20 protein-coding genes are annotated in these 17,574 nt (G+C 64.1%); 8 read left to right on the top strand and 12 right to left on the bottom strand.

What is annotated here, in order from left to right; genetic code table 11:
• Positions 1-52 precede the first annotated feature (52 nt).
• The 7 genes from QRN67_RS15545 to QRN67_RS15515 form a co-directional block, all read right to left on the bottom strand.
• Entirely contained in the window at positions 53-1,105 is a 1,053-nt protein-coding gene (locus QRN67_RS15545) for a TrbL/VirB6 family protein (protein ID WP_285412486.1), read from the bottom strand.
• A 260-nt stretch (positions 1,106-1,365) separates the two neighbouring features.
• Positions 1,366-2,100, bottom strand: a complete 735-nt coding sequence (locus QRN67_RS15540; protein WP_285412485.1) for a TrbJ/VirB5 family protein — start codon at positions 2,098-2,100, stop codon at positions 1,366-1,368.
• Positions 2,093-3,010: a VirB4 family type IV secretion/conjugal transfer ATPase gene (locus QRN67_RS15535; protein ID WP_285412484.1), complete on the bottom strand. Its 918-nt coding sequence runs from the start codon at positions 3,008-3,010 to the stop codon at positions 2,093-2,095. Before QRN67_RS15535 ends, QRN67_RS15540 begins: the two co-directional genes overlap by 8 nt.
• Positions 2,919-4,601 (bottom strand): VirB4 family type IV secretion/conjugal transfer ATPase, encoded by a 1,683-nt coding sequence (locus QRN67_RS15530; RefSeq protein ID WP_285412483.1) that lies wholly within the window; start codon positions 4,599-4,601, stop codon positions 2,919-2,921. The genes QRN67_RS15535 and QRN67_RS15530 overlap by 92 nt, the downstream gene beginning before the upstream one ends.
• Positions 4,589-4,990: a VirB3 family type IV secretion system protein gene (locus QRN67_RS15525; protein ID WP_285412482.1), complete on the bottom strand. Its 402-nt coding sequence runs from the start codon at positions 4,988-4,990 to the stop codon at positions 4,589-4,591. The genes QRN67_RS15530 and QRN67_RS15525 overlap by 13 nt, the downstream gene beginning before the upstream one ends.
• A gap of 12 nt (positions 4,991-5,002) precedes the next feature.
• Positions 5,003-5,293, bottom strand: coding sequence for a TrbC/VirB2 family protein (locus QRN67_RS15520; protein ID WP_205368219.1), 291 nt, complete (start codon positions 5,291-5,293; stop codon positions 5,003-5,005).
• Between the two features lie 6 nt (positions 5,294-5,299).
• Positions 5,300-5,872, bottom strand: coding sequence for a hypothetical protein (locus QRN67_RS15515; RefSeq protein ID WP_285412481.1), 573 nt, complete (start codon positions 5,870-5,872; stop codon positions 5,300-5,302).
• A 126-nt stretch (positions 5,873-5,998) separates the two neighbouring features.
• Between QRN67_RS15515 and QRN67_RS15510 the strand changes: the two genes are divergently transcribed.
• Together QRN67_RS15510 and QRN67_RS15505 are read left to right on the top strand one after the other, a co-directional pair.
• Positions 5,999-6,790, top strand: coding sequence for a ParA family protein (locus QRN67_RS15510; protein ID WP_285412480.1), 792 nt, complete (start codon positions 5,999-6,001; stop codon positions 6,788-6,790).
• Entirely contained in the window at positions 6,787-7,683 is an 897-nt protein-coding gene (locus QRN67_RS15505) for a ParB/RepB/Spo0J family partition protein (protein WP_285412479.1), read from the top strand. Before QRN67_RS15510 ends, QRN67_RS15505 begins: the two co-directional genes overlap by 4 nt.
• Positions 7,684-7,695: 12 nt before the next feature.
• Here QRN67_RS15505 and QRN67_RS15500 read toward each other — a convergent pair whose 3' ends face one another.
• The gene (locus QRN67_RS15500) at positions 7,696-8,685 is read right to left on the bottom strand and encodes a GlxA family transcriptional regulator (RefSeq protein WP_285412478.1); all 990 of its coding nucleotides are present in this window, start codon (positions 8,683-8,685) and stop codon (positions 7,696-7,698) included.
• A 322-nt stretch (positions 8,686-9,007) separates the two neighbouring features.
• On the opposite strand from QRN67_RS15500, the gene QRN67_RS15495 reads away from it, so the two are divergent.
• The gene (locus QRN67_RS15495; protein WP_285412477.1) at positions 9,008-9,718 is read left to right on the top strand and encodes an autoinducer binding domain-containing protein; all 711 of its coding nucleotides are present in this window, start codon (positions 9,008-9,010) and stop codon (positions 9,716-9,718) included.
• A gap of 44 nt (positions 9,719-9,762) precedes the next feature.
• Here the strand turns inward: QRN67_RS15495 and QRN67_RS15490 are convergent, their stop codons facing one another.
• From QRN67_RS15490 to pabB, 3 genes are all read right to left on the bottom strand, one after another.
• The gene (locus QRN67_RS15490) at positions 9,763-10,365 is read right to left on the bottom strand and encodes an acyl-homoserine-lactone synthase (protein WP_285412476.1); all 603 of its coding nucleotides are present in this window, start codon (positions 10,363-10,365) and stop codon (positions 9,763-9,765) included.
• Between the two features lie 161 nt (positions 10,366-10,526).
• Positions 10,527-11,390: a DMT family transporter gene (locus QRN67_RS15485; protein WP_285412475.1), complete on the bottom strand. Its 864-nt coding sequence runs from the start codon at positions 11,388-11,390 to the stop codon at positions 10,527-10,529.
• Positions 11,387-13,489, bottom strand: coding sequence for an aminodeoxychorismate synthase component I (gene pabB / locus QRN67_RS15480; RefSeq protein ID WP_285412474.1), 2,103 nt, complete (start codon positions 13,487-13,489; stop codon positions 11,387-11,389). The genes QRN67_RS15485 and pabB overlap by 4 nt, the downstream gene beginning before the upstream one ends.
• Positions 13,490-13,670: 181 nt before the next feature.
• Here pabB and QRN67_RS15475 point away from each other — a divergent pair, with 181 nt between their 5' ends.
• Entirely contained in the window at positions 13,671-13,820 is a 150-nt protein-coding gene (locus QRN67_RS15475; RefSeq protein WP_285412473.1) for a hypothetical protein, read from the top strand.
• 474 nt (positions 13,821-14,294) lie between these two features.
• Entirely contained in the window at positions 14,295-14,837 is a 543-nt protein-coding gene (locus tag QRN67_RS15470) for a DTW domain-containing protein (RefSeq protein WP_350226887.1), read from the top strand.
• Between the two features lie 72 nt (positions 14,838-14,909).
• On the opposite strand, the gene QRN67_RS15465 is transcribed toward QRN67_RS15470, so the two are convergent.
• The gene (locus QRN67_RS15465) at positions 14,910-15,056 is read right to left on the bottom strand and encodes a hypothetical protein (protein ID WP_285412768.1); all 147 of its coding nucleotides are present in this window, start codon (positions 15,054-15,056) and stop codon (positions 14,910-14,912) included.
• A gap of 50 nt (positions 15,057-15,106) precedes the next feature.
• Here QRN67_RS15465 and QRN67_RS15460 point away from each other — a divergent pair, with 50 nt between their 5' ends.
• The 3 genes from QRN67_RS15460 (at position 15,107) to QRN67_RS15450 (ending at position 17,462) form a co-directional block, all read left to right on the top strand.
• Positions 15,107-15,292 carry a hypothetical protein gene (locus tag QRN67_RS15460; protein ID WP_285412472.1) on the top strand — a complete coding sequence of 62 codons (186 nt, stop codon included), beginning with the start codon at positions 15,107-15,109 and terminating at the stop codon, positions 15,290-15,292.
• 503 nt (positions 15,293-15,795) lie between these two features.
• A complete protein-coding gene (locus QRN67_RS15455; RefSeq protein ID WP_285412471.1) occupies positions 15,796-16,614 on the top strand; it encodes a type IV toxin-antitoxin system AbiEi family antitoxin domain-containing protein in 819 nt (272 codons plus the stop codon).
• A complete protein-coding gene (locus QRN67_RS15450; protein WP_285412470.1) occupies positions 16,611-17,462 on the top strand; it encodes a nucleotidyl transferase AbiEii/AbiGii toxin family protein in 852 nt (283 codons plus the stop codon). Before QRN67_RS15455 ends, QRN67_RS15450 begins: the two co-directional genes overlap by 4 nt.
• Positions 17,463-17,574: the final 112 nt, after the last annotated feature.

Raw genomic sequence — 17,574 nt, 5'->3', positions numbered from 1 at the left:
CAGGGCCGATGCAAGGAGAGTGACCACGAGCCTCATCGAACGCTCCCTTCGGTCAGTCCGTCCGGCCGTGATTCGGCATGGCCCGCTCGCGCGGGATCACCGTGCCGCCGCGGCGCGATGTCCCGTCGCGAACCATCGAGGCGATCCCGGAGCCGATGCGGTGACCCGCCTGGCGTCGGAAGGAATCCCACCGACTTCCGGGTTGTCGACCCATGCCGTCGAGGACGCCCCGCCCGACCTCGTAGCCGGTGCGTTTGGCACCGCCCATGGCCCACTGCGCCATCCCGCTGACCACGCCGAACGAGGAGAGCGCGACACCACTTGCAAGGCTCGCAGCAATGGGCATGACCTGGCGCATGACAAGGAAGATGAACGCGGAGGCCAGGCACACTCTGGCGCCCTCCGTGACGGTGACCGCGCTTCCCAGCGAGACGGCATTCTGGGTGTATGAGCGAAGAACATGCAGAAGGAGTGCCGCCGTCAGCGTGACGAGCACCGTGATGAGTGCGTAGTTGGCGAGCTGGGCGAGCCACGCCTCGAAGAAGCGCTTGGTGGCGTCGAAGAACAAAAGGGCAATGAATAGCGGGCCCAGCGCGAGGAGCAGAGCCAGGGCGACCTTGGACAGTGCCAACAAGAATGCGGTGACGACGACCGTCAGCCCAATCAGCAGATAGACAAGAAATCCTGCGAGATAGTAGGCAAAGTTTTCGTTGAGCACGCTTCCCTTGCTCAACAACTGCTCTGCGATCGAATTTCCGTCCATCCAGATCTGGTCGACCGCGGATACAGTCGACGCAGAACCGAGAATGGCTGCGGCCAGCTGGTCAGGGCCTCGCGTAAATGTGTCTACAGCAACGTCGTTGTACATCCAGAGTCTTAGACTGAGACCCAGCACGATGCCAACCATGAAAATGCGCTTCACACCTTCCCAGAGGGGTTCTTGAATTCGTCCAGAAAGGCTCAGGAAGCCCCAAAGCATCACGTAGACAGTCGCGAGCGTGACCACCGCAGGTTCGATTGCCGAGGCGATTCGGGCAGCATTGGTGCTCACATAGACGCTTAGCTGCGCCGTCAGCCACGTGAAGAATTGCTCGAAAAATCCCATGTGGAGCTCCGGCTCACTCAATGTTCGGGAGTCGATGGCAAGGGGACGGGCTTCAGATCCTTGATGTGCCCGATGCCCTCCAAGACCCTGCGAATCGTGTCTTCATTCCTGGACTCCGATCGCATCCGTGCTGGAGGGTCGGCGGGCGTTGCAGGGTGGCGTCTTTCACTGACTTGTGCGACCGCGTAGATGCCTGCGGCCAAGATGGAAACTAGAACGTACGCCCATTTGCGTCCAGGCATTTCAGACTCCTTCGTTGCTCAGTAGTTGACTGCTGAGATCGTCTTGATGCTGCCGATGTCGCTAGCGGCTTTCTCGCGGATGCGTTGAGTTCGAATAGCCTCTTCGGCCTGCGCCATCTGATACAGCGCCTGCAGCTTCGTCTGCTCGTTCGTGAGCATGTTCTGCTCGGCCTGGATCCTGGCCTGCAGATCCTGGATGGCCTTCGGGTCCTGGGCGGAGGCAATGCGGTCGATCAGTTGCTGCAATGCGGAGAAGCGCTGGCTGGTGTTCTGGTAGGCGCTTCGGGTCGTGCCGTTGAGCATGGCCGCCGATCGCCGCCCCTGCTCGACGACCTGGCGAAGCTCGGGACTGAGCGCGTCCATCTGGGTGCTCGACAGTACGCTGTTGGCCTTCATGACGGATTGCACGAGGTTGCTCAGGCCGGCGTAACTGGTCGACGAACCGTTGACCGTGCCCATCAGGTCGCCGTAGCTGGTCGGGAGATAGTTGCGCGCCGCATCGGAGGTCTGAAGCAGTTGCTCCATTCCTCGGGGACCCGTCATCGCGTTGTACGTCTGCGTGAGCTGGTTCTTCGTCTGCTGGAGCTGTTCGTACTGCTTTTGCATCGCAGAAATCTGCTGTTGCCAGTACATGACCTGCTGGATGAGATTGGCAATCGCCGTGAAGTCGATCACCGGGATGCCGGCCCTGGCCTGCAGCGGCGCCAGAAAAGTGGCGCCGGCGATGAAGAGGGCGAGAAGATGTCTACGCATGGGAATCCTCCTGAGAAGACGTTGACGGGGGAGGCCCTCCTGCCAGCGTCGCGCGGAAAGGCGCCAGCCATTGATCCGGATGCGGGCCCAGCATCCTGATGAATTCGCGCATGAGACGGACATTGCCGGTGCGCCCCGAGATGACGTGCAGCGCATCGTCGAAGCCCCTGAGGTCGAGCTGCGCCACGACGCTCACATGGTTCTGCTTGATCAGAAACTGCCGCGAACCGGGTTCGAGTTCCTGCTTGATCAGTGCGAACTCCCGGTCCGTCAGATTGAAGCCCTGCGTGTATTCGTCATGGTCCGCTTCCGGATTCGGAAACAGGATCTTGGTTGGCGTCTGCTCGACGATGGCCCGGGCGATGCTGGAATCGAGCACGTGGCTGGTGCTCTGCGTAAAGGTGACAATGCTGGCGTTCTTCTTTCGCCAGGTTTCCAGGCCGTTTTTGGCGAACGTGGCGAAGGCGGGATCGTCCAGGAGCTTGGCGAATTCGTCCATCCAGCACACCAGGGGACGTCCGTCCACCATCGTGTGGACCAGATGGAAGAGATACATGGTCAACGGCGCGCGCACGACCTCGTTGTCCAGGAAATCCGTGACGTCGAAGCCGACCAGCGCGTGGCGCGAAAGCAGGGGCGCCACGCGGTCTTCGTCGTTGTCGAAGACCCAGCCATAGGCGCCGTTCTCCGACGAACACCATCTGCGCAGCCGCGCGTGCATGCCTTCGGGGTCGGTGACGTCCAGAAAGGAGACCAGCCGAGAGAGGCACCGAAAGGGGCGTGCCAGGCGCAGCGTGCCTTGGAGCGCCTGGTCGAGGTCATCCTCCTGGCGCACCGTCAGGCTGTCGCCGGGCGTGCGCAAGACCAGGCGGCGCAGCCAACGCCGCATGAATTCGACGTTGTCGGGCATCGAGTCGTCGAGTTGCAGGGGATTGCAGCCCGTCGGCGCGCCGTTCTGGATGGGCAGGTACTGGCCGCCGAGTGCCCGCACCAGGATGTGCAGGCCCTCGTCCTTGTCGAAGATGATCTGGGTGGCATCCAGGCGATTGCAGATGGCCGCCATGCAGAAACCCAGCAGGGTGGTCTTGCCCGTACCAACTGGACCCACGCCGGTGAGGTGTCCCACGTCGCGTCGGCTGCCGCCATCGGGACTGCGCGGGTCGCTCGCGTGCAGCGAGAAATAGTAGGGAGACCCCGCGCGGGTCATGAACATCGTCAGCGCGCTGCCCCAGTAGTTGCCTGTCGCGCGGCCCGTGGGGAAAGTTGTGGAACGGCGACATCGCCGCGAAGTTGCGGCTCGTGATCGGCGCCTTGCGGCTGCGGTAGCCGAAGTTTCCCGGCAGCTGGGCCCAGAAGGCTGCCTCCAGCGCGAGGTCCTCGCGGGCGACGACCATCCCGGTGTCGCCCAACAGGTATCGGGCACGGGCCATGTGGTCGTTGAGCTGCTTCAGGCGGGGCTGGTGCACGCGCCCGCCGACGCCGTCCTCAACATCGGCCAGCACGTGGAGGCTGAAATGATGGTCTCCCGCGACGAACCGGTTGCTCGCGAGGTCGTCCAGGGCCTCCTTGAGCTCTTCCGCCTGGGACAGCGCCAGATCTCCGGCGGCCGCCATCCGACGGTATTGGCGGCTCATCATGTCCGTGGCGCTGCCCTTGGCGAGGAAGGTGAAGCTCTGGGTCAGCACGAAGGGAAACGGGGCCGTCAGCAAGGCGTCGAACATGCCCGGCGCCGTGGGTGTCGGGTACTCTTTGATGCCGAGGAAGGCGCCGATCCGGGTTTGGGTGCCCGTGCGGTATTCCATGGCTTCATGACCAAAGAACGGCCGCGTGGTCGCCAGAACCTCGTCAAGAGGCGCCCGCGTCAGCGGCATGCGCTGCCACTCCCCGTTGATCAGCAAGCCGTAGAACTCCGCGAGCGAGGAACAGAGACTGCCGCTGTCTTCGGGTTGATAGATGCCCAGAGGCTGCGGATCGTAGCGCTCCAGGGCGACAAGCAATTCCTGGCGCAGCTTGTCGCACAGGTCCAGGGAGTCGCGAAGCTCCGCGCGCTCGCCTTCGCTATCGGTGCGCTTGAGCAGACGCAACGCGGCATTGCCCACCCGTGTGGATTGGGGCCGAAAGACGGTCGACAGGTAGAGCTCATTGACCATCAGCCTCTGCCCCGCCATCTTCTGCCGATAGCGCTGTTCGACCTCACCAGCGAAACCCGGGACCGTCCGGCCCGTGGGATAACCGAGCTCGCGGCGTCGCACCACATGGGTCCACAGCGCCAGGTGGGGAGAGGCGATGTTGCGCAACAGGACGTTGAGTCGTTCATGCCAGTTGTTGATGTCCTCGTCGTCCGCGCTCTCGAAGCTGATGCCGCCCAGGCGCAGCGTCTGGACATAGTCCCCGGCGCGCGTTCTCGCAACGTGCGCATCGACATGGGCGGTCAGGGGAATCATCGCGGCGGCGCTGAGTTCGCGCTGCAGCGTTCTTTCGGAGCGGCTCAGCAGGTGCATTGCTTGCCCCTTTCAGGCCGCGCCCGATAAAGCACCTCGACCGGGCGCGAGCGCCGCCGTCCGTGCGCGTCCGGCAGATCCACCGCGAGGGGGCTGTACGAGTTGGCACGCCAGAATCGCAGATTGCCGTTGACCATGGCCGGCAGCCGGGTGCGCCCCCACAGCTGCAGCAGGTCGAAGAAGCGCGGCTCATGCAGGCAGACCAGGAAGAGCATGCCGTGGATCGGCAAGAACGCCAGCAGCCACGCGAGGTTCTTGGTCACGATGAAGGATTCGCTCGTGACCACGATGTTGAACATCATGGCCGAGTAGGTGACTCCCCAGACCATCGGGGGCCGGGTCATGCCGACGAACAACGCGTCGACGACGATGCCTTGGTTGCGGCTCATGGCACCTGCCTTTCAGACCCCGAACAGGCCCCGGATCCATGTCACGATCTGCGGACCGCCGAAGACCAGCACGGTCCCGATGACCACTGCAACCATCCACCACCAGCTCAGGCGCCCGAACCAGGCCATGGCCCCGGAGACCATGACCGCGACGGCTGCCAGCGGGGTGAGGATGGTGACGAGTTGCTGCTGCGTGGCGTTGGCACCCCTGGCGAACGGACTGCTGGCGATGGCCAGTTCCGGCAGCACGATCAAAAGGCCCACGAGCAGCAACGGCCACGCTCGACGGATTCCGACAGGCATGATGGCTTACTCCTTTCTGGTGGCGCCCCCAGCGTGGACATCGAGTGCCTGTTGCGGTGCGCTCGGAAGCGGTGCGGGTCTTTTGGCCTGGCGACGGGCGCCGTAGACGTCCCACCACCGCAGCGCCGGCGCGGTGGTGCTCGCGATCGCAGCCAGGCGGCCCGCACCCGCCCGGTCGCGGGCCGGGGCCTGGGCCGGCGTCCCACCGAGATTGCGTGCCGTCGAAGCCAATTCGCGCTTCAAGGCGGCGATGTCGGCGCGCAGCCGGGCCTGCTGCCGCGCGGCCTGGTTCGCAGTCTCCGGGTCGGATGCACCGAGGTGTTCGGCGCGGTGTCTCTCGAGGCCTTCGAGCTCCTCCTCGGACCTCTTCAACTCCTGCCGAAGGATCTCGGTCCGTTCACTGTCGCGCTCGCCTTGCTCGGACGGGGTGACGATGCGCCGAGGCGCGGAGGAACCCTGCGCCTGCGCCTGCACAATGCCCGTGCAGGCCGCGCCGGACGCGATGACCACCAAGGTGGCCAGGGCGGTCTGGATGCCCTTGCTCGCCAGGTCGCCGCGTTGAAAGTCCTTGAATCGCATGGGCGCACTGTCTGCCCATGCTGCCTGGCAGGTCTACTGGCTCTTTTGACAGTGGCGCTCCTCGCAAGCGAGGTGCGAAATTCCGCATTGCGATGCCGTGAAGTTCCGCATCGCGAGGAGCGGATCATGGGCAACGTGGTGGTCTTCGGCAATCAGAAGGGTGGCGTCGGCAAGTCCACACTGAGCGTGTTGTATACGCATTGGCTGGCCGACCTGCGGCGGCAGGCCGTCTGCGTGATCGACCTGGACGGTCAAGCCAACAGCACCAAGTCGTTGCGCCAGTACCGCGCGGACAGCGGCGCCCGGGCATTGTTTGACTCGGGTGCGATCCCGGCCTTTCCGCGCAGCGAATCTTCCATCGTGCTGATGGCCGGCTGCAGGCAGCTGGCCGACGTCGAGCTTGCGAGGCCGGAGGTGGTGATTCCCGCATTTCGCAGAAGCGTCGCCGACTTGGCGCGGGCGTTCGATACCGTGGTCATCGATACCCCGCCGGCGCTGGGCCTGCGCATGACGGCAGCGCTGATGGCCGCGACGGCGGTGGCGTGTCCGATCGAGCTGGAGGAGTACAGCATCGATGGCGTGACGGACATGCTCAAGACCGTTTTCGGCATCAAGCACCGCTACAACGCGCAGCTGCGGCTGGCGGGGATTGTGCTGAACCGGTTCAATGCCCATTCCTCGCGGCAGAAGGCAGCGATGCAGCAGCTGGTGGCGAACTTCCACGAACTCGTGATTCCGGCGCGGATCTCGACACGCTCCGCCATCCCCGAGGCGCTCGCCACGGGTGTGCCGGTGTGGCGCTCGCCCAGGAGCGCGGCGCGCGAGGCGAGCCTTGAGGTGACGAAGGTGTTCGGCTTGCTCCAGCAGCGCATCCTCGCGCCGGAAGCCGCCGCGGGGGCGCCGGGGGAGAGCGCATGAGCCCAACGAAGGAACTGGACCTGAGCTCGCTGTCCCGGTTCAAGGCGACGGACCTGCTGGCCGAAGGGACGGACCGTCTTGCGCCCGCAGCGCCGAGGCAGGTGGCGCTGGATGCGATCGACCTCGATCCCGGCCAACCGCGCAGGGGCATGCGGACGGAGGGGATCGCCGAGCTGGCCGAATCGATACGCAGGCATGGCGTGCTCGAGCCCGTCTCGCTGCGCAGCCACCCCGCTCATGTGGGCCGGTACATCGTCAATCGAGGCGAGCGCAGGGTGCGTGCGGCCCGACAAGCGGGCCTGCTGAGCGTGCCGGGCTTCATCGACGAGCGCGTCGATCCTTTTGCGCAAGCGGTGGAGAACCTGCACCGCGAAGACATGTCGCCCTTCGATCTGTCCACCTTCATCGCCGAGCGGGAGAGGGAAGGGCATACCCGCGCGGAGATAGCGCGCAGGCTGGGCAAGCCGCGCTCTTTCATCACCGAGGCGGCCAGTCTCAACGACGCGCCGACGCAGTTGCGGCAAGCCGTGGAGCAAGGCCGGATCGGTGGCGATGTGCGCACGCTGTACCGGCTGGTGACGGCGGTGCGCAACCGGCCGCAGGCGGTGCAGGAGCTTCTGGCACAAGGCCACGCGATCAATCGATCGAAGCTCGACGAAACGATGGAGCGCACGGACCCCTCGCATGCGACGTCGCCGGCGCGCACCCATCGGGCGGCGCCGGTCGCCAGTGGCGGGCGCACGGTACTGGTGGTGGATCACAAGGGGCAGCGCGGGTCTCTGCGTCTCAGGGCCTGCAGCAGTGATGTCGGGGAAGTCTGTTTCGCCGATGGATTCCGCGTCGTGCTGCCGTTGGCCGAACTGCGCCCCGTGTGCTGGGCCACGGAGGGATAGCCGCCCCAGTGATCACCGGGACGCGCCGGGCTTGCTCATTGGGATCATGTGGTGTTGCCGGTACTCGCGGGGTGTCATGCCCAGGACGCGAAGGAATGTTCTGCGCATCACTTCCTGCGAGCTGTAGCCGCATTGCGCCGCAATGGTCTTGAGGGGGCGTGTGCCCGCTTCGATCAGGCGACATGCCGTGTCCAGGCGAATCTGCTGCACGCCATGTGCTGGCGTGAATCCCGTCGCGCGACTGTAGAGGCGGGTGAACGAGCGCGTGGACATGGGAAATCGCTGCGCCAGCCGGGCCACATCGAGCTTTTCGTGCAGGTGTGCAGCGATCCACGCGTGCAGCATGGCGATCCGCGGGTCCGGCGCAGGGTGATCGATCAGGCTGCTGCGGTAGCGCATCGGTCCGTAGCGCCGACTGCGCGGTTCTGGCAGGCGCTCGGCCAGCGTGTCTGCGAAGACAGATCCCTGATCCGCCTCGAGCCATGACAATGCGAGGTCCGTTCCCTGGCCCGCCTCGATGAGCCGCCAACGCGGCGAGACGGGGGAGGCGGCGGTCCAGTCCGACGGCCTTTTCTTGAGGGCCGACAAGCCGAGGGACGGGGAACCTGTCGGCCGGCGCGCCGGGGCGGGCCTCGGTGTCAGCGCAAGCGCGTCGACATCGACAGCCGCGCAGCGAACCAGGTGCTGCTGGTTGTTCGAGAACCATCCCTGAAGACGCTGCACATCGCTCCTGCCAGCGGGTTCACTCCCCGCCCGGGGCCCGCCCGTGATGACGAGCGAATTCGCATACCCGTCGAGCCGATGCGGCAATACCTGCGCTGCCAGCAGGACGCCGCTGGAACTGCAGACCGCGCGGCCCTCAATGGAGACCAGCTGCACGGCATAGGCGGCCACCTTGTCTTCGTCATGGCGCAGCGCGTTGGCGCCCTCGAAGACCGCAAGCATGCTGCTGACGTCGACGAGAGGAAATCCCGGCAGCAGCAGAAACCAGACCGTGTGCATCGCTGAGGGGCATGGATCCCTAGATCGGGAAGCGTGTCGCGGTCATCCGGCGGAGCTTCTTTCGAGGCTGCCCAGACTTGCATGTTGGCGTCCCGTGAGATTGGCAGAAATGGTGGTCATTTCGCTGTCATAGGGTGGAACATCGCTTCTAGACTGTTGGTCCTTGCTTCAAAGGCACATCTGGAAGGTGTCGCCGAGCTCGGTAAATATGGCGAGGTTGGACGACGCAGCGACCGCAGCCTACGGGCGCTGCATCAAGATTCCGTTGAGACCGCGCGCCGCGATCGCTGGCGGCGCCCCGGGGATGTAGGAAGGGGCCTCCATGAATGATTGGACACAAGATGTTCTCGGCCAGTTGAGCGAAGTGAACGAGGCATCCCAGGCGCTCGAGCTGATCCACGTGGCGGCGAGGCATCTCGGCTTCGAGAGCTGTGCTTATGGACTGCGCGTCCTCTTTCCATTCACCCGATTCGAGGCCCGGATGCTCAGCACCTACGATGCGCAATGGAATCGCCGGTACCTGGAGCAGGGCTACCTTGGGATCGATCCCACCGCCATTCACGGGTCGCGCAGCCGGGCACCGGTCATCTGGTGCGATGACGTCTTTCGGGACACGCCGCAGATGTGGGATGAAGCGCGCTCTTTCGGGTTGCGCGTCGGATGGGCGCAGTCGGTCTTCGACGCCGATGGCCGCGTGGGCATGCTGTCGCTTGCGCGCTCGAGCGAGCCGCTCACGGCCGCAGAGCTGCGCACCAAGGATCCCTTGCTTCAGTGGCTTGCCAGCACGGCCCACCGGGTGCTGTCGCCCCGTCTTGGAGAGAGCCCCTGGCTCGAACTCGCGCCGTTGACCAGCCGCGAGGTGGAGGTGATGCGATGGACGGCCGACGGCAAGACGAGCGAGGAAATCGCGATCATCCTGGACATCTCCGAGCGAACGGTGAACTTCCATGTCAGGAATGTAATGGCCAAACTGCATGCCAACAACAAGAGTTCGGCGGTGGCGCTTTCCTCGCGCCTCGGGGTCCTGAGCTGAGCTGAGCGTGCCTTCGCGGCCGGTGCATGACACGGTGCGCCTGATCATCGGTGGGCGCCGTCCTGGCGACCGGGGCCCGGACGCCAGGTGCTGTCCACGTCGATCGCGCAGGCGAACAGATGCCGGCGGCCGATGCGCACCGGCGGTGCCAAGCGGCGCGCACGCAGACCCGCCTGGCGCAGGATGCGCTCCACGCCCAACGGCGAGACGCTGATCAGTCTCTGAGCTCCTTTCTGCGCGACGGTGCGCATCGCCACGCTCAGCATCTCCAGCGCCAGCGACGATCTGAGGAGATCCTCATGCGGCGCACCCGGCCGAGCGTCCAGATCCACGGCCGCGAACCGCGACAACTCCCAGATCTTCGGCGAGCATGGCGCCGGCTTGCTGCCCAGCAGCTCGGGGAACACGGTGGCCAGAAGATAGGGCCGATGGGTCGAGAGCAGGCGGCCGGTCCCGACGATCTGGCCGTCGGCGTTACGGGCAATCAGATACGCGGTGTCCTTGCGATCGAATTCATCCAGCTCGAACCGCGCGCGTGTGTCCAGATCCCAGCCCAGCTTCTCGACGAAGACCCGGTGCCTGTAGCGAGCCATGTCGAACAGCATCTCCGCGGAGAAAGAATCGACGGTCCCGGTGATGATCTCCATGGCGCTCTCTCGCTCAATGAAGCCGCATTAAAGCGTCCCGTAAAACGCCGGTGCACTGGCAGAACTGGCAGTTGCCGAGGGCGGCGAAACGATCCGACGCAAGGCGGCAGTGCGAGGAGGGCAACCGCGCTGACCGCTCGCCGGAGATCGCGCGCGCTCGTTCAGGAGCGTCGCATCGTCCAGAGGGCGCTTACACCTGCCGCGGCAATGAGGAGGACACCGATGATGGCGCCTGGGCGGGGTGTGTCATGCCAGATGAAGTAGCCCAGCAGCATGGCCCAGACGATGAGGCTGTAGCGAAAAGGCATGATGACCGAGAGATCGACGCCGCGGCAGGCGGCGATGAGCGCATAGTTGCCCAGCGCGGCGCAGGCGGCCGCCCCGGCCAGTGCCATGACGTCCCGCTGGCGCAGGACGCCCCAGTGCTCGACGCCGCTCAGCAGCAGTCCGACCACGCAGACGGCAAAGGTGGTTGCGACTGCGATCGCCGCGGAAGGGATCTCCGCCGGGATGCGACGCGTCAACAGATCGCGCCCGGCCAGCGAAGCGGCGCACAGCAAGGCACAGACGTGCCCGGCGGCCGAAGCATCCGGTCGTGCCGTCGGCTGGATCACCAGCAAGACGCCGGCGAAGCCGATGCCGGCCACGAGCAGGCGCCCGCCTTGCCAGGGCTCCCAGCGCAGCGCCATCGCCGACAGCGCGATCATCAGCGGCGCGGTCATCATCAGGGTGCTCACGGTGGCCAACGAGGCCAGCGACAGCGCCAGCACGGAAGTGAAGGCGGTGCCGACCTCCAGGCCGCAGCGCGCGAGGACGATCGGTTCGAGCGCGGCGCGCCAGTTGCCTCGCGCTCCCCAGGCGAGGGGCAGGACGAGCAGGCTGGCAAAGGCGCCACGCACGGCCAAGACTTGGCCCGGCGGCAGATCCCGTGCGCACAGCTTGACGAGCGCATCGTTGAGCGCGTAGCAACCCATGGCCGCCAGCATCAGAGCGATGCCCCTGCGATGGGCATGCGCCGGGTTCATGGCGCGGGCGAGGAGGGCGGCGGCATGCCCGGCACCGCGCCCAGAGGGGCGCCGCATTGCCTGAGCACGTCCCACAGGGCCTGGGCCTTGAGGACGATCTCCGCGACTTCGTCATCGGGGTCGGACATCGCGACGATGGCGCCCCCCGCGCCGATGGAGATCCGGCCGTTGGCTGCCACCAGGGTGCGGATCACGATGTTGAGCTGCGTTGTGCCGTTGAGTGACAGATAGCCGATGCTGCCGGAGTAGATGCCGCGTGCAGCACCTTCGATCTCGTCCAGGATCCTCATCGTGCGCACCTTGGGCGCTCCGGTCATGGAGCCGCCGGGAAAAGCGGCGCGCACACAGTCCACCGCGCCCAGGTCGGCGCGCAACCGGCCCCGGATGGTGCTGACGAGCTGATGCACCGTGGCGTAGGTTTCCACGGCGAACAGGCTCGGGACATGGACGCTGTCGATCTCGCAGACCCGATTGAGGTCGTTGCGCAGCAGGTCGACGATCATCAGGTTCTCCGCGCGGGTCTTCTCGTCGGCGGTCATCGCCTCGGCGATCGCAAGGTCCTCCTCGGGCGTTGCGCCGCGCGCGGCGGTCCCCTTGATCGGCTTGGACTCCACCGTGCGGTCGCCGGAGATGCGCAGGAAGAGTTCGGGGGAGGCGCACAGCACCGTGCAGCCGCCGATGCGCAGATAGGCGGCATAGGGTGCCGGATTGTGCTGGCGCAGGACGCGGTAGATGTCCAGCGCCCGGATGCGCCCCTCGCCCGCCAGTTGATTCGTGAGGCAGACCTCGTAGGTCTCGCCCTGCAGGATTTCATGCTGGCATCGAAGAATGAGGTCCCGGTAGGTCTGCAGGTCCAGGCGCCATGCCAGCGGCTGCAGGTCGTGGGCTGCGTCGTTGCTGGAGAGGGCGGCTTTCGGTACGCTGGCGAGGCACTCGCGCATGGCCTGCATCCAGCGGCGGTTCTCATCGCCCGGCGTGGCCTCGTCCAGGCAGGCGATCCAGACCTGTTGCTCCGCATGGTCGAACGCGAGGAAGCGATCGGCGAGGATCCATGCGGCGTCCGGTGTGTCCGCACCGTGCGCGCGAGAGCCATCCAGCTCCCGCTTGAGCTCGTAGCCGTAGTAACCCACGAAGCCGCCGGTGAAATCGAACGGAAGCCAGGGGGATTGGAGCGGTACGTCGGGGATGTGCGTGCGCAGGTAGTCGAAGATGCTTTCGTCGCGTACCTGGACGACGCCCCCCCGGCGCACCAGCAGCTCGCGCGGCGCCGTGCAGTAGGTCAGCACCTGGGCGCGCGGCCCGCTGGCATCGCCCATGAACGAAAAACGTGCCCGCCCGGCTTCGGTGAGGCTGCTGTCGAGCCAGAACGCGCAGTCGCTGTGCCCGAAGGCGTTCACGAAGACGTCTTCCGCGTCGGCGGCCGTGTCGACGCACTCGGCGTGCAGCGAGAGTGCATGGGGACCTTCGAACCGCAGGGAGGCGCCGGCGCCGTCGCGAAGCTCTCGCCGCCTCGCCTGCGCGTACCACTCCTGCGTCAACTCCCGGAAGTTGCGCAGCAGCCGCGCGCCGAATTCCGTGCAGATCGACTCCGGATGAAACTGCACGCCCCACCAGGGGCGAGCCACGTGGCACAAGGCCATCAGTGTGCCGTCAGACGTCCAGGCCAGCGGTTCCAGGGACGATGGCAGCTGAGTAACCGCCAGGGAGTGGTACCGCACCGCCTCGAAGCGGTCGGGAATGCCACGAAAGAGACTGCGCTGCGAATGGGAGATGCGGTCCAGGCGCCCGTGCATCGGTCGCATCGCGAGGTCGACCTTCGCGCCGCAATGGTGGGCGATCGCCTGGTGGCCCAGGCAAACGCCGAGTACGGGCTTGTGGGAGTGCCGCAGCGCGTCCGCCGAGATCCCCAGGTCTGCGGCGTGTTGCGGGCGCCCGGGGCCCGGCGAGATCACGATGTTGTCGAACGGCAGGCGTTCCACTTCCTCCCAGGGCTTTTCGTCGTTGCGCAGGACGATCGGTGGCTGCCCGTTGCAGGCAGCCAGATACTGGTAGAGGTTGTAGGTGAACGAATCGTAGTTGTCGATCAAGAGGGTGCGCATGAGAGGCTCCTGGGTGGGTGGGAGGCCTCTGCATCGTTGGGGAATCGCACGACTGGCACAACTGCGCAATCTGCCAGTTTCCAAGACGGGCGCCGCGGGGTCGCTGCGGCGCGCGAAGACCCGATACCGGCGCCGCGGCATCCGTGCCGAACGAGGGCCGAGGCGACCCTGCGTTCATTCGGTGCGCGATGCCTATACCCTGGTGTGCGGCCCCGTCAGGACGTTGACCCAGGGCGGGCTCGACACCCGGTACTTCGTCGGCGCAGGATTCCTGTTCGGCAAAAACATGGTGCAGGAAGCCAAGGTGCTCGTAACAGCCGCCGGTTCTTGAATCACCCGGTCGCAGTCCTCATGGTCGTGCCCGGGGAACTTCAGCTCATTGCCTCCCCCAGAAGTCAGCCGCCCGCACCAAGCTCCCCATCGCAGGCCATGGACGCCCTGCAGGCCAGTGGCACCAGCCGATCCTTGCGCCATCCTGGTGCTGCCATGTGTTGGAGAACGCTTGGGGAGCACTGGCCATGAAGCATGCAGCGCCGCTAGCTTCGGCCGCTCATTCCATCTGCTTTCAACCAGACTGCCGTGGCATCGTGCCCGAGGCGGTCTTGCGTCTTGCTCCAGAGCTGCCGGTCGTCGCGCCCAAGCTCAGAGACATCCATTTCCACGCATCGTCTAGCCGTGCAAGCCGCATAAGATCTGGCCATGTCCGCCGCATCATTCGTACGCCCTCGGTGCACCGCGTGCTCGCGCCCGCTCAGCGCCTGCCTCTGCTGCTGGGTTGCGCCTACGGCACCTGGCGCACTGCCTCTTGGTTGTCGGTGAGGCCTTTGCGACGCCGGCCTGGCCGGCGGACGGCAAGCGCACACTGCTGCTGTACCCGGACAGCCTTCAAGAAACCGCCACGCATCCGCGCGCCCCATCCCCACCCGCGCCATCGCCCGCATGGTTGCAAACCCCATCGCGCCTGCGCCTGATCGTCCTCGACGGCACTTGGCGCAAAAGCCGCAAGATGCTCTGCCTAAGCCCGCCGCTGCAACAGTTGCCACGCTTGGCTCTGCGCGATGTTCCGCCTTCGCGCTACCATGTCCGCAAAGCCCATGGGGCTGACCAACTGTCCACGCTGGAAGCGACCTGTTTGGCCTTGTGCCAACTGGAAGGCGATGCGGCGCGGTTCCAGCCCTTGTTGACTGCCTTCGACGGATTTGTCGAGCACTTGGGGCGGGCGGGCGGGCAGCGGAACGCGCAAGCCACTGCGATCTCACCTCCAACGAAGGTCACGGCGCTCGTGGAAGAGAACGGTCGCATGGCCGGTGCCTGGCCGCATTCCGCCGAAGAGCGCCTGGTCCGATGAGTCAAGGTGCTCGCGATGTGGAGCGTTGGTCTGTTTGTCTAGATCTGGAGCACCCTCACCTGCGATGATTCTTCACGGAACTGTGCTTTCGAGCCTACTGGCCATGTAGAACTGCACGGTGCGCGAGTTCGTTGTCCGCCGGTCAAGCACTTCAGCGTCGGGCAGTCCATACAGGCCACGGGCCAGCCGTTGCAACTTGCCGGTCTGGTGCAGCCGGATCAGCAGCTGCGGCGACCGGCCGTGCTCGCGTAGATCCGCCGCACGCGCCGGTGCCGGGCCAGTTCGAGGATGTGGTCGGACTGGTTCACGAGGAGGAGTTTGATGTTCGCATTACTTTTGTTCAAGTGATGCGATATCCAATCAGTATTGCGGTGATTTCACAGCTCGCCGACTTGCGCATGGCCGCCGAGGCCTCCTCCATGGCGGTGAACCGGGGCGACAATCAAAAGGCGTAGACCTAGGTGGTTGGCTGGAGCGAAGTCCTTGCAGCTGGGCGGTTGATTTCCACGCAATCCTGACCCTCAGGTAGACACTTCTGGATGGAATTCAACACCCGGAGGATGGTTTAGTCAGCTCCAACGATACTTGAACGTGCCGCAACCTGCCAACCTGTGCTGAACCGGCCATGTATGGCAAGGTCCGTTTGCTCGACAATGCTTATCTGTCTGGGTAGACGGGCAGATGGAAGGGTAGGGCACTGCTTGAACAACAATTCAGGCTGTGCTATACGCTATGATGCGTCCTAAGGACGCATCATAGCGTATAGCAGTAGATTTTTCAAACTTTCCGGACTTTACGGATTCGATATCACAGGATAAAATACGTGTCCTAAGGACACGTATTTTATCCTGTGAATGAAAAGCCAATCCCGCCTGAGGCCCTGAGCGCACTGGTCAGACCTGTCCAGGAGCGACTGGGGGCGTGGGAGCGCCCCGTTGTAACCGGGTACGAACTGGGTGTGCTGGCCTCCACCCATGCTGAAAATCATGCCATTACGTTGCATGTGTATACGGAACTGGTCCGCATGCTGACGTCCTTCGGGCTGATTTCATCGGCAAAGGAGTTCAAACCGGGCTCGGTGTTTCATATTTTTGGGCGAAACAGGCCGCTGTCCATGGAGGTGGCCTGTTCGGTTGACCCGTTCGCCTATGTGAGCCATCTCAGCGCCATGGAGTACCACGGCATCACAGACCGACTTCCTAAGGTCCTGTATCTGTCCACCCCGCCGGCCCAAGAATGGAAAGAACAGGCAGAGGCACGCATGGACAAGGACCTCAAGGAATTCAAAGAAGGCTACCTTGCGGCCAAGCTGCCAGCGTTGAGATTTCAGAAGATTGAGCGCATCGATGGCGTGCGTGTTGAATTGATGCGTCGTTCACATCGGGGCGCCTTCAAGATCATCAAGTCCCCGCCTATACGCGTGGCAATGGTCGGGCGAACGTTCCTGGACATGCTTCGCGAGCCGGACTCGTGCGGGGGCATGTTACATGTCGTCGATACATACCGCGAATATGCAGGTAAGTACTTCAAGCTCATCCTTGACGAAGTGAGCAGCCACGGAACGTTGATTGAGAAGGCCCGGGCCGGTTACCTGTTGGAACAGGTATGCGGCAGATTCGACCCAGTGATTGATGATTGGGCTTCCGCGGTTCAGCGGGGCGGCTCTCGGAAATTGGATCCCCAAGCGGAATACTCGCCATTTTTCTCGGAGCGATGGGCACTATCGGTCAACGTGCCTTCGCTGGAAGGTACGCAACTTGAGTCCGGTGAGCCATGAACGAAGTAGAAATCGAAACATGGGTTGCACAGGCCCCGCAGGGGCAGCAAGGTTTCAGGGAAGCGGTGCATACCATCCTCGACAGCATTGGTCACTCCCAGAATCTGAGTGCCAAGATGGTGATGAAGGGTGGCCTGCTACTGGCTATCCGCTATGACAGCTCTCGGTATACCCGGGACCTTGATTTTTCCACCAGAGAGCGATACACGGCAGAAAGTGCTGATGCGACTTTGGCAGAGCTGAAAGACGGGCTGCTTTCTGCAGAGGACCGCCTACCTTACGCAACGGCATGCCGTCTTCAGTCACACAAGGTTCAGCCTAAGGGAGAAAACAAGACCCATCACAGCTTGGTGCTAAAAATTGGATTCGCCGCTCGCAGCAATGCGGCTGCCATGGCCCGTTTGGAGGCGGGAACGTCGCCGCAGGTCGTGGAAATCGACTACAGCTTCAATGAGGCCGTCTTTGATGTGGAGGTGCTGGAACTGGAGGGGGGTGCAACTATTCACTCCTACACGTTGAACAATGTTCTGGCGGAGAAGATGCGGTCCCTGTTACAACAGCCCGTTCGCAAACGAAATCGCCGACAAGATGTCTACGACATCTGGATGTTGCTGGAGTCGGGACCTGCGCTGACAACTGAGGAGCTTGCCAAGGTCCACGAAATATTGGTGGCGTCATGTGGCTCCAAAGGCATCGCCCCGAACATTGAATCCATGGAAGCCGATGCGGTAGTCGCGATGGCACGCGCCGGCTACCAAGATTTAGCCGACGACGTGGATGGTGACCTGCCCGCATTCGACGACGCGATGAGTCGGGTATTGTCCCTGTATCGCAGTTTGCCATGGTGAGCGGAGTCGAACTGGCCGCCTTGGAGCATCTTGTTCAGCTTTTCCCTAGTGATTGACTGTTGATTTCCATCCAGAAGTGACCCACTTGGCCCGGTGATTTCCATCTAAATCT

It is taken from the genome of Variovorax sp. efr-133-TYG-130 (assembly GCF_030208835.1).
Lineage (GTDB): Bacteria > Pseudomonadota > Gammaproteobacteria > Burkholderiales > Burkholderiaceae_C > Variovorax.
This window is presented reverse-complemented; position numbering and strand designations above follow the sequence as displayed.

What these genes read in the sequence shown, in the direction of transcription:
- QRN67_RS15545 (WP_285412486.1), bottom strand. Translation starts at nt 1,105, where the DNA reads ATGGGATTTTTCGAGCAATTCTTCACGTGGCTGACGGCGCAGCTAAGC.
- QRN67_RS15540 (WP_285412485.1), bottom strand. Translation starts at nt 2,100, where the DNA reads ATGCGTAGACATCTTCTCGCCCTCTTCATCGCCGGCGCCACTTTTCTG.
- QRN67_RS15535 (WP_285412484.1), bottom strand. Translation starts at nt 3,010, where the DNA reads ATGCCCGACAACGTCGAATTCATGCGGCGTTGGCTGCGCCGCCTGGTC.
- QRN67_RS15530 (WP_285412483.1), bottom strand. Translation starts at nt 4,601, where the DNA reads ATGCACCTGCTGAGCCGCTCCGAAAGAACGCTGCAGCGCGAACTCAGC.
- QRN67_RS15525 (WP_285412482.1), bottom strand. Translation starts at nt 4,990, where the DNA reads ATGAGCCGCAACCAAGGCATCGTCGTCGACGCGTTGTTCGTCGGCATG.
- QRN67_RS15520 (WP_205368219.1), bottom strand. Translation starts at nt 5,293, where the DNA reads ATGCCTGTCGGAATCCGTCGAGCGTGGCCGTTGCTGCTCGTGGGCCTT.
- QRN67_RS15515 (WP_285412481.1), bottom strand. Translation starts at nt 5,872, where the DNA reads ATGCGATTCAAGGACTTTCAACGCGGCGACCTGGCGAGCAAGGGCATC.
- QRN67_RS15510 (WP_285412480.1), top strand. Translation starts at nt 5,999, where the DNA reads ATGGGCAACGTGGTGGTCTTCGGCAATCAGAAGGGTGGCGTCGGCAAG.
- QRN67_RS15505 (WP_285412479.1), top strand. Translation starts at nt 6,787, where the DNA reads ATGAGCCCAACGAAGGAACTGGACCTGAGCTCGCTGTCCCGGTTCAAG.
- QRN67_RS15500 (WP_285412478.1), bottom strand. Translation starts at nt 8,685, where the DNA reads ATGCACACGGTCTGGTTTCTGCTGCTGCCGGGATTTCCTCTCGTCGAC.
- QRN67_RS15495 (WP_285412477.1), top strand. Translation starts at nt 9,008, where the DNA reads ATGAATGATTGGACACAAGATGTTCTCGGCCAGTTGAGCGAAGTGAAC.
- QRN67_RS15490 (WP_285412476.1), bottom strand. Translation starts at nt 10,365, where the DNA reads ATGGAGATCATCACCGGGACCGTCGATTCTTTCTCCGCGGAGATGCTG.
- QRN67_RS15485 (WP_285412475.1), bottom strand. Translation starts at nt 11,390, where the DNA reads ATGAACCCGGCGCATGCCCATCGCAGGGGCATCGCTCTGATGCTGGCG.
- pabB (WP_285412474.1), bottom strand. Translation starts at nt 13,489, where the DNA reads ATGCGCACCCTCTTGATCGACAACTACGATTCGTTCACCTACAACCTC.
- QRN67_RS15450 (WP_285412470.1), top strand. Translation starts at nt 16,611, where the DNA reads ATGAACGAAGTAGAAATCGAAACATGGGTTGCACAGGCCCCGCAGGGG.